Origin of the sequence: Flavobacterium labens (genome assembly GCF_048286755.1) — a bacterium.
In the GTDB taxonomy this organism is placed as follows: domain Bacteria; phylum Bacteroidota; class Bacteroidia; order Flavobacteriales; family Flavobacteriaceae; genus Flavobacterium.
This window is the reverse complement of record NZ_JBLVPL010000002.1, coordinates 524,871-535,749: the sequence shown is the minus strand read 5'-3', so window position 1 is coordinate 535,749 and position 10,879 is coordinate 524,871. Positions and strand designations below refer to the sequence as shown.

The 10,879-nt window shown below is 34.8% G+C and carries 5 protein-coding genes and 1 rRNA gene; 5 read left to right on the top strand and 1 reads right to left on the bottom strand.

Annotated elements, in window-relative coordinates:
- From rrf to ACNQF8_RS08940, 4 genes are all read left to right on the top strand, one after another.
- Positions 1-109 (top strand): 5S ribosomal RNA (rrf, locus tag ACNQF8_RS08955).
- 330 nt (positions 110-439) lie between these two features.
- A complete protein-coding gene (locus ACNQF8_RS08950; protein ID WP_417953276.1) occupies positions 440-5,971 on the top strand; it encodes a T9SS type B sorting domain-containing protein in 5,532 nt (1,843 codons plus the stop codon).
- Positions 5,972-6,031: 60 nt separating this feature from the next.
- Positions 6,032-6,949 carry a PorP/SprF family type IX secretion system membrane protein gene (locus ACNQF8_RS08945; RefSeq protein WP_417952078.1) on the top strand — a complete coding sequence of 306 codons (918 nt, stop codon included), beginning with the start codon at positions 6,032-6,034 and terminating at the stop codon, positions 6,947-6,949.
- Positions 6,950-6,968: 19 nt separating this feature from the next.
- Positions 6,969-8,834, top strand: a complete 1,866-nt coding sequence (locus ACNQF8_RS08940) for an OmpA family protein (protein WP_417953274.1) — start codon at positions 6,969-6,971, stop codon at positions 8,832-8,834.
- Between the two features lie 75 nt (positions 8,835-8,909).
- Here ACNQF8_RS08940 and ACNQF8_RS08935 read toward each other — a convergent pair whose 3' ends face one another.
- Positions 8,910-9,491, bottom strand: coding sequence for a MiaE family protein (locus tag ACNQF8_RS08935; protein WP_417953273.1), 582 nt, complete (start codon positions 9,489-9,491; stop codon positions 8,910-8,912).
- 110 nt (positions 9,492-9,601) lie between these two features.
- On the opposite strand from ACNQF8_RS08935, the gene ACNQF8_RS08930 reads away from it, so the two are divergent.
- On the top strand, positions 9,602-10,843 hold the full coding sequence (locus tag ACNQF8_RS08930; RefSeq protein ID WP_417953271.1) for a glycosyltransferase: 1,242 nt from the start codon (positions 9,602-9,604) through the stop codon (positions 10,841-10,843).
- Positions 10,844-10,879: the final 36 nt, after the last annotated feature.

Genomic DNA, 10,879 nt, shown 5'->3' with positions numbered 1-10,879 from the left:
AAGGTGGTTATTGCGGCGGGGCTCACCTCTTCCCATCCCGAACAGAGTAGTTAAGCCCGCCTGCGCAGATGGTACTGCAGTTATGTGGGAGAGTATGTCGTCGCCTTTCTTTGAAAAACCCTATTCCTATCGGAATGGGGTTTTTTGTTTTACAGTGCTACCAGTGTTTGGCTAATGCATAGATGGGCCGCATTTCTTTAATCTGAACTCGGTTTAGATTCTATTAAATCCTCTTCATGTTTGATGAGGATTTTTTGCGTTTAATATGGTTTGTTGTGGTTAAAGTAGTTATATAAGAATGGCTAGTCTAGCTATTTAATCTCTTTATTTTTAAATTGTTAAATTTTTATTAAAGTTTGGTTTGTTCATTGAAAATAAAAGAATACTTTTAAGGATTAAAAATATTATACTGTTATATATTAACTACAAAAATCAGTTTATGAAGAAAAAATTACTTTTATTTTTATTATTTCATATATTATTTGGGTATACATTAAGTTCAAAAAATTTAAGCAATCATGTTAAATTACATGATATGAATTTTGATGTTTATTCAAAATTGATTTCTCCAGATACAATAAAAAAAAATAAAAAATCATCAAGGGTTTCAAAAAGTAAAGCTGTTTTAACTCCGCCTTCAATTACTGCTGGTAGTTCATGTGGTGATGGTGTTTCTTTAGTTCAGGTTAATGTTTATGCATTTGGAACTAATAGTTCAGAAACAATTGAATGGTTTACTTCTCAAACTTCAGTAACTCCAATATATACTGGGACAGTTTATAGTCCGAGTATTAGTTCAACCAGAACGTATTATGTACGCAGTCGATCAGGAAGTGATATTAGTACACGTGTGCCGGTTGTCGCTTCTGTTTATGTAGCGCCTTCAGCAGTTACTTTGACAGCTTCTCCACCAAATAACACTACAAGCCCTTTATGTTTTGGGACGCCAGTTACTTTTACTGCATCTGGAGGAGCTGATTTGTTTGAATTCTCTGTAGATGGTGTCGTAATGCAAGGTATGTCAACAAATAGAATGTTTACAACTAATACTTTAACCGATGGACAAGTTGTTAAAGTTAGAACTAGATATGCAGTTACCATGGATGGATCTATTACTGAAACATCATGGGGAACGGGAGCTTTAGAGGATAATTTTCTTTCTGCTCCATTATCTGTGAATGCTTCATCAGGATATGTAAATTCTCTGAAAATTAGCGCTTTAGAAGATAAAGTTGTTTTAGGGATTGCGGGTAAAGTTTTAAATAATAGAAGCATTTTGCTGTTTCTTGATACCAAATCAGGAGGGTTTAATGTTTCAAATTATGGAGATGAAGCAGATGGTGATCCATTAGTGAGAGCTTTTAATATTTTTAACAATAATCCCAGTACATTTGATTCTTATTTTCAAGCCGATTATTGTTTAGTTATTTCTACAGATGCGGCCGAAACTAATTATTATGCAAATGTTGTTGAATTAAGAACTGGCGCTTCTGTTAAAACCTATTTAGGAAGTGCTGTTACAGGTTTTCCTTCAGCTGTAATGGGTGTTAATAAAAACAATAGTGGAATTAGTGATTATAGTCTTGGTTTTGAAGTAGAAGTTTTAAAATCTCTTATTGGTTATACAACAGGAGATATTAAGTTTTTTGCATTGACTATGAATAACAAGGAAGATGGCAGCCAGTTGGTTACTAATTCATTTTTGAGTCCGGAAAGAAGTAGTAATTTAGATTATGGCATTGGTGCTATAGATTATAATACCAAAGATCCAAATCCTGTTGTTGTAGCTTCAGCGGCATTAACACCTTGTTATTCTGAGGCTAATATTACAATGAATTTTGTTTCTATTCCCACGTCTGCCAGTATAACACAACCAACTTGTGCTTTGCAAACCGGAACTATTTTAATTACGACACAACCTGGTGTTGAATACAGTATAAATGGTACCCTTTATCAAGATTCCAATAGTTTTTCGGGATTAGTACCTGGAAATTACACCTTATATGTTAGGAATAAATTAGATACTACTTGTGTGCTTTTATCAGTGACACCATCTGTAATAAACTCAATTCCAACTCCGCCATTAGTACCAACAACGGCAAGTGTTGTTCAACCTACGTGTGGAACACCATTAGGAAGTATAGTGATAACAACACAAACTGGAGTAGAGTATAGTTTAAATGGTATAACCTATCAGACTTCAAATACTTTCAGCGGATTAGCACCGGGAAGTTATCTTTTATATGTTAGAAATATAGATGATACAACTTGTGTAACTTCGTCTGGGTCATCAACAACAATTAATGCAATTCCAACTGCTCCGGTAGTTCCAACAACAGCAAGTGTTGTTCAGCCTACCTGTGGAACACCATCAGGAAGTATTGTGATAACAACACAAACAGGAGTAGAGTATAGTTTGGATGGTACGAACTATCAGGCTTCTAATAGTTTTAGTGGATTAGCTCCGGGTACTTATAACTTGTATGTTAGAAATACTGCGGACATTACTTGTGTAACTTCGTCTGGATCACCAACAACAATTAATGCAATTCCAACTCCTCCAGTTGTTCCAACAACGGCAAGTGTTGTTCAACCTACGTGTGTAACACCATCAGGAAGTATTGCCATAACAACACAAACAGGCGTAGAATATAGTTTGAATGGTACAAGTTATCAGGTTTCAAATACGTTCACAGGATTGGCTCCGGGTTCTTATACTCTGTATGTTAGGAATACAGCCGATACTTCTTGTATAACTCCATCTGGATCTGCAATAACGATTAATGCAATTCCAACTCCTCCAGTGGTTCCAACGACAGCAAGTGTTGTTCAGCCTACTTGTGGAATACTATCTGGAACTATCGTTATAACTTCACAAACAGGCGTAGAATATAGTTTGAATGGTATAAGCTACCAAGCATCAAATGCTTTCAGCGGATTAGCTCCGGGTTCTTATACTCTGTATGTTAGAAATACAGCCGATACTACTTGTATAACTTCGTCTGGATCATCAACAACAATTAATGCAATTCCAACTCCTCCAGTCGTTCCAACATCGGCAAGCGTTACTCAGCCTACTTGTGGAACACCATCAGGAAGTATTGTGATAACAACACAAACAGCAGTAGAGTATAGTTTGGATGGTACGAACTATCAGGCTTCTAATAGTTTTAGTGGATTAGCTCCGGGTACTTATACCTTGTATGTTAGAAATACTGCGGACATTACTTGTGTAACTTCGTCTGGATCACCAACAACAATTAATGCAATTCCAACTCCTCCAGTTGTTCCAACAACGGCAAGTGTCACTCAGCCTACCTGTGGATCACCATCAGGAAGTATTGCCATAACTACACAGACAGGCGTAGAATATAGTTTGAATGGTACAAGTTATCAGGTTTCAAATACTTTCACAGGATTGGCTCCGGGTTCTTATACTCTGTATGTTAGGAATACAGCCGATACTTCTTGTATAACTCCATCTGGATCTGCAATAACGATTAATGCAATTCCAACTCCTCCAGTGGTTCCAACGACAGCAAGTGTTGTTCAGCCTACTTGTGGAATACCATCTGGAACTATCGTTATAACTTCACAAACAGGAGTAGAATATAGTTTGAATGGTATAAGCTACCAAGCATCAAATGCTTTCAGCGGATTAGCTCCGGGTTCTTATACTCTGTATGTTAGAAATACAGCCGATACTACTTGTATAACTTCGTCTGGATCATCAACAACAATTAATGCAATTCCAACTCCTCCAGTCGTTCCAACATCGGCAAGCGTTACTCAGCCTACTTGTGGAACACCATCAGGAAGTATTGTGATAACAACACAAACAGCAGTAGAGTATAGTTTGGATGGTACGAACTATCAGGCTTCTAATAGTTTTAGTGGATTAGCTCCGGGTACTTATACCTTGTATGTTAGAAATACTGCGGACATTACTTGTGTAACTTCGTCTGGATCACCAACAACAATTAATACAATTCCAACTCCTCCAGTTGTTCCAACAACGGCAAGTGTTATTCAACCTACCTGTGGATCACCATCAGGAAGTATTGCCATAACTACGCAGACAGGCGTAGAATATAGTTTGAATGGAACAAGTTATCAGGTTTCAAATACGTTCACAGGATTGGCTCCGGGTTCTTATACTCTGTATGTTAGGAATACAGTCGATACTTCTTGTATAACTCCATCTGGATCTGCAATAACGATTAATGCAATTCCAACTCCTCCGGTAGTTCCGACAACAGCAAGTGTTCTACAACCGACTTGTGCGACACCTTCGGGAAGTATTTCGATAACAACACAAACTGGGGTACAGTATAGTTTAGATGGTACAACGTATCAGGCATCAAATACGTTTACAGGATTGGCTCCGGGTTCTTATACTCTGTATGTTAGAAATACAGCCGATACTACCTGTATAACTTCTTCTGGGTCAGTAACAACAATCAATGCAATTCCAACTCCTCCAGTAGTTCCAACAACGACGAGTGTTACTCAGCCTACTTGTGGATTACCATTAGGAAGCATTAGTATAACTGTACAAACAGGAGTAGAGTATAGTTTGAATGGTACAACGTATCAAGCTTCAAATCTCTTCACAGGATTGGCTCCAGGAACTACTTATACTTTGTATGTAAGAAATCTTTCTGATACTACTTGTGTCACTTCTTCGGCATCAACAACGACAATTAATCCTATACAAATAGTGCTAGTACCAACAGCAGTTAGCTCGGTGCAGCCAACATGTGCTGTGCAATCAGGAAGTATTGTAATAACAACACAACCTGGAGTAGCGTATAGTTTAAATGGTTTAACGTATCAGGCTTCAAATACATTTGCAGGATTGGCTCCGGGTAATTATACCTTGTATGTGAGAAATACAGCTGATATTAGCTGTTTAAATACATCAACATCTCCAGTAACTATTAATGCTATTCCAACTCCTCCCTTAGTTCCAACAGCTTCTAGCGTTGTTCAACCAACATGTTCCGTTACATCTGGGACTATTGTAATAGCTGCTCAATCTGGAGTTGAATATAGTTTGAATGGAACAACCTATCAAGCTTCAAATACGTTCACGGGATTAGCTCCAAGTAATTATATTTTATATGTTAGAAATATTGCTGATAATACATGTTCAGTTCAAAGTCTTACAACTGTAACTATTAATCCACTTCCTTTATTACCGTCAACTCCAACTTTGGTTCAAGTTGTGCAACCAACATGTTTAGTGCCATCAGGAAGCATTACAATTAGTATTCAGGCAAATGTTCAGTACAGTTTAGGTAATGGCTACCAAAACAGCAATGTGTTTAATAATTTGGCGCCAGGGAAATATACAATGAGTGTGCGATTTACAAATAGTATTGCATGTATAACTCTAGGTGCTGAAATAACTATAAACGCGATTCCTCCACAAATTCAATTTGAAACAATAGGTGATTGCGAAAATAAAGAATATGTTATAACAGCAAATCCATTATCAGGCTCATATGATCCAAATAATGTTTCTTATCAATGGAAAGATAATTCCGGAGCTCCTATAGGAACTAATTCAAATGTGTTAAATCTAACTGATGTTATAGCCTCAACTCCAAGCGGACAAGTAGCATTTCCTGTAACATATACCCTTACTGTAACTTCTACAAATACAGGTTGTGAAACATCAAGTAATGTACTTATAGAGTCTGCTTATTGTAATATCCAAAAAGGTATTTCTCCTGATGGGAATGGTTCAAATGACTTCTTTGATTTAAGATTGATGGATGTTAAAAAACTGGAAATATTTAATAGATATGGTATAAAAGTTTACAGTCACTCGGATTACACAGACCAATGGAAAGGTCAGTCAAACAAAGGAGAAGATCTTCCAAGTGCTACCTATTATTATGTGATAGAATTCAATAATGGAGAACCAAAAACAGGTTGGATTTATTTAATCAGAGAAAAACAGTAATTAATATATTTATTTGTCTGTAAATTTTGAATAGACCAATAAACCGAAAAATAAATAGATATGAACAAAAAAATATTGATGTCTCTTTTAATTCTTATTGCTTATATTGATGTAAAAGCGCAACAAGACCCACATTATACTCAGTACATGTATAATATGAATGTTATTAATCCAGCCTATGCAGGTTCTAATGAGAGTATTTCTTTTGGTCTTTTATATAGAAAACAATGGGTAAATATTGAAGATTCACCTGCTTCATTTACTTTTGCAGGTCATACTCCTGCAGGCAAGAATGTTGGTATTGGTCTATCATTTATATCAGATAAGATTGGACCGGTAACAGAGCAAAATGTATTTGGAGACTTCTCTTATACTTTAAAATTAAGTGACACGCAAAGATTGGCTTTTGGTTTAAAAGCTGGAGTTTCTTTTCACAAAGTAGGACTTAGGGATATTCAATCGAGTTTGCCAGATCCTAATGAAGGTGTTTTTGGAGAAGACATAAATGACACATCATTTAATTTAGGATCAGGGTTGTTTTATTACACAGACAAATATTACGTGTCATTTTCGATTCCAAATATGATTAAATCGGCGCATTTAGATTATAACGGACGTGAATACGGTTCAGATGTATCTCACTATTTTTTAACAGCAGGTTATGTTTTTGATGTTAATTATGAATTGAAATTCAAACCTTCATTAATGTTAAAATCTGCATTTAATGTATCTCCGTCTTTAGATGTTTCTGCCAATTTTTTATATCAAGAAAAGTTTGAGATTGGAGCAACTTATAGATTGGAAGATAGTTTTGGAGGGATGGTCAACTTTGCTGTCACACCTGAATTAAGAATTGGGTATGCTTACGATCATATTATTTCAGATTTGAAAGTAACTTCTCCATCATCACATGAATTCATATTGTTATATGATTTATTTGAATCAAAAAAAGTTTCACGTTCTCCTAGATTTTTCTAAAATTTAATTTTTATAATTAATGAAAAAAAATACACTATTACTGTTTTTTGTGCTTGCAGGTTTCTCACTTTGCGCACAAAATAAAGAGACTAAGAATGCAGATAAATTATTTGAAAGCTACGATTATGTTGAAGCTGTCGAAGGATATTTAGCCTTAGTTGAAAAAGGAAATACAGATGCTTATGTAACTAAACAGCTTGGTGATAGTTATTATTATATGAGCAATACCGTAGAATCCGAGAAATGGTATGCAAAAGCTGTACAAACTAAACAGGATGCAGAAATGTATTATAGATACGCTCAAATGTTAAAATCTAACGGGAAATACACGGAGTCTGATACTCAAATGAAAATATTTTCAGGTTTAGTGCCAGACGATAGCAGAGCTAAACAATTCAATAAAAATCCAAATTATCTTTCGGAGTTATTGAATAAAGAAAAACTTTTTGTTGTAGATAAGATTTCCGTTAATTCTCAAAGATCTGATTTTGGGGCAAGTCTATATGGAGATGAACTTTATTTTGCAAGTGCCAGAAATGAAAGCAACAAAATATACGGTTGGAATAACGAACCTTATTTAGATATTTATCAGTCTACTTATAATTCTGATGGAAGTTATTCAGAGCCAATTCCAGTAAATGAATTAAACAGTAGGTTTCATGAAGGTCCTATAACAATGACCAAAGATGGTAATGTTATTTACTTTTCAAGTGAAAGTTTTCAAGATAAATTATTCGAGAAAGATAAAACACACAAGCTGAAGTTTGGTCAAGTGAATCTTTACAAAGCAGTTAAAGAAAATGGTAAATGGGGATCCGTTACTCCATTGCCGTTCAATAGTAAGAGTTTTTCTATGGGGAATCCATCCATAGATGCAGATGGGAAGGTTCTTTATTTTGCGTCTAATATGCCTGGTTCTGTCGGAGGAACTGATATTTGGAAAGTAATGGTGAATAATGATGGCACATTTGGTGCGCCAGAAAATTTAGGAAATAAAATTAACACAGCTGGTGACGAGAATTTCCCTTTTGTAACTGATGATGCTATTTTATATTTTTCTTCAAACGGCTTGACGGGTTTTGGAAGTTTAGACGTTTTTTCTGTAGATTTAAATAAAGTTGAGGAGCCGTATAATCTTGGTAAACCTGTGAATACGGAAAAAGATGACTTTGCTTTTACATTTAATAAAGAAAAAAATATTGGCTATTTATCCAGTAATCGTAGTGGTGTGGATCATATTTATAACTCTATTCCAGTATGTAAAGGACAAATTCTCAGTGTGGTAAAAAATGCCAAAACTGGAGAGCTATTGGCTAATTCCAGAGTTGTTGTTTTAGATGCAACTAATACTATTTTAGACACTCAAATGTCTAACATGAATGGAGAAGTTCTTTATGACGTAGAATGTCAAAAGCCATATACTATAGAAGTTTTTAAAGATGGTTATGTTTCAAAATCTTTTCCAGTAGCTAAAATTAATCAAGGAAAAGTTATCGTTGATGCAGTAATTGATCCAATTGAGGTGATTGTTACTGAAACAGAAATTATTTTGAATCCTATTTATTTTGAATATAACAAAAGTAATATAACTAAAAATGGTGCTGCTGAACTTGATAAATTGGTTTATGTAATGTCTCAAAATGATAAATTGAAAATTTATGTTAAGGCACATACTGATTCCAGAGGCACTGATGAATTTAACTTAGATCTTTCTGAGAGAAGAGCAAATGCTACGGTAGCATACATTGTTTCAAAAGGAATTAATATTGATAAAATAACCGGAAAAGGTTTTGGTGAATCAGAATTTAAAGTGGATTGCCAGGAAAATTGCACCGAGGAAGAACACGCCTTAAACAGACGTTCTGAATTTATGATTGTGAAATAATCTACTTAGATTGCAAATAAAAAAACAGGATGCTTAACGGTATCCTGTTTTTTTATTTAATATAGATTCTTTTAATTAACCGTGGATAGTTTCTTGTTTACCATAGTTAGTGATAATTGAAGTTTCAAATTCAATCCATTCCTTCCATCTTTTGTCTACATCAATATTGTCAGCATATTTTCTTGCAAAGCCCAAAAAAGTGGTGTAATGTCCCGCTTCAGAAATCATTAGATCTCTATAAAAAGTGGCTAATTCAACATCTTTTATGTTTTCTGATAAAATTTTAAACCGCTCGCAACTTCTTGCTTCAATCATTGCTGAAAATAGCAATCTGTCACAAAGAGCATCTTTTCGGCTCCCATCTTTTTTCATAAACTTAAAAAGTTCATTTACATAATGATCTTTCCTTTCTCGACCTAAAGTCAATCCTTTGCTTTTGATTAAATTATGAACTAATTGCAAATGATCTAATTCTTCTTTTGCAATAATCAGCATCTCGGTTACTAATTCTTCTAATTCGGAGTTGTAAGTAACCAGACTTATTGCATTTGATGCTGCCTTTTGTTCACACCAAGCATGATCCGTCAAGATTTCTTCTATATTTGATTCAACTATATTTACCCAACGCGGGTCTGTGGCTAATTTTAATCCTAACATGATGATGAAATTTAATTAGAACAAAATTAGTGTTTTCTAATCTATTTTTGGTCTAAATGACCAGATTGAACTCAAAATAGCATTATTTTGTAATTGAAATTTATAATAGTATGAATCTAGTTCAAAAGCTTTTAATTATTGGTTTTGTTTGGCCAGAACCCAATTCGTCAGCAGCAGGAGGAAGGATGCTGCAACTGATATCACTTTTTAAAGCACAAGGTTTTAGCATTACGTTTGCCAGTCCTGCGCAAAACAGTGATTTTATGGTTGATTTAGGCGAATATGAAGTTGATAAGAAATCAATCGAACTTAATAATTCTAGTTTTGATATATTTATCAAAGAATTAAATCCATCCTTAGTTTTGTTTGATCGTTTTATGATGGAGGAGCAATTTGGTTGGCGTGTAGCTGAAAATTGCCCTGATGCGTTGCGAATATTGGATACTGAAGATTTACATTGTTTGCGATTGGCTCGTCAGAAAGCATTCAAAGAAAATCGTTCTTTTAGTACAACTGATTTATTTGTAGAAGAGGTTGCGAAACGCGAAATCGCAAGTGTTTTACGTTGTGATTTGTCTCTAATGATTTCCGAGTTTGAAATGGAATTATTAGAATCTGCATTTAAAATTGATATCTCTTTATTGTATTATTTGCCTTTTTTATTGGAACCAATTGACGATGCTGAAATAGAGGAACTGCCTTCTTTCGAAAATCGAAAAGATTTTGTTTTCATCGGGAATTTTCTTCACGAGCCTAATTGGAATGCCGTTCAATGCTTAAAAGTTACAATTTGGCCTCTAATTAAAAAACGCCAGCCAGAAGCTGTATTGAATGTTTATGGCGCCTATCCTTCGCAAAAAGTATTACAATTACATAATAAGAAAGAAGGCTTTTTAATAATGGGTCGAGCTATTGATGCTCAAGAAGTTGTTCGCGAAGCGCGAGTTGTTTTGGCTCCCTTGCGTTTTGGAGCTGGTATTAAAGGAAAATTATTGGAAGCGATGCAATGCGGAACGCCAAGCGTAACGACTTCCATTGGTTCAGAATCCATGCATGGTGAGTTGCCTTGGAACGGTTTTATTACGAATGATATTACTGATTTTGCGGATAGAGCAGTACAATTGTATCAAGACAAAATAATTTGGAGTAAAGCCCAACAAAATGGAATTGCCATTATTAATCAACGATATTCTAAAGGTTTGTTCGAGATTGACTTTAGAACTAAAATAGAAATTTTACAATCTAATTTAGAGCAACATCGATTGAATAATTTTATGGGAGCCATGTTGCAACATCACACTTTAAAAAGCACCAAATATATGTCGCGTTGGATTGAGGAAAAGAATAAATAAAATAAAAAAATCCCGTCAAGTTTTATAAACAAGACG

Bases quoted from the DNA above. Each gene is read 5' to 3' on its own strand.
- ACNQF8_RS08940 (WP_417953274.1), top strand. From the start codon at position 6,969: ATGAAAAAAAATACACTATTACTGTTTTTTGTGCTTGCAGGTTTCTCA.
- ACNQF8_RS08930 (WP_417953271.1), top strand. From the start codon at position 9,602: ATGAATCTAGTTCAAAAGCTTTTAATTATTGGTTTTGTTTGGCCAGAA.
- ACNQF8_RS08945 (WP_417952078.1), top strand. From the start codon at position 6,032: ATGAACAAAAAAATATTGATGTCTCTTTTAATTCTTATTGCTTATATT.
- ACNQF8_RS08950 (WP_417953276.1), top strand. From the start codon at position 440: ATGAAGAAAAAATTACTTTTATTTTTATTATTTCATATATTATTTGGG.
- ACNQF8_RS08935 (WP_417953273.1), bottom strand. From the start codon at position 9,491: ATGTTAGGATTAAAATTAGCCACAGACCCGCGTTGGGTAAATATAGTT.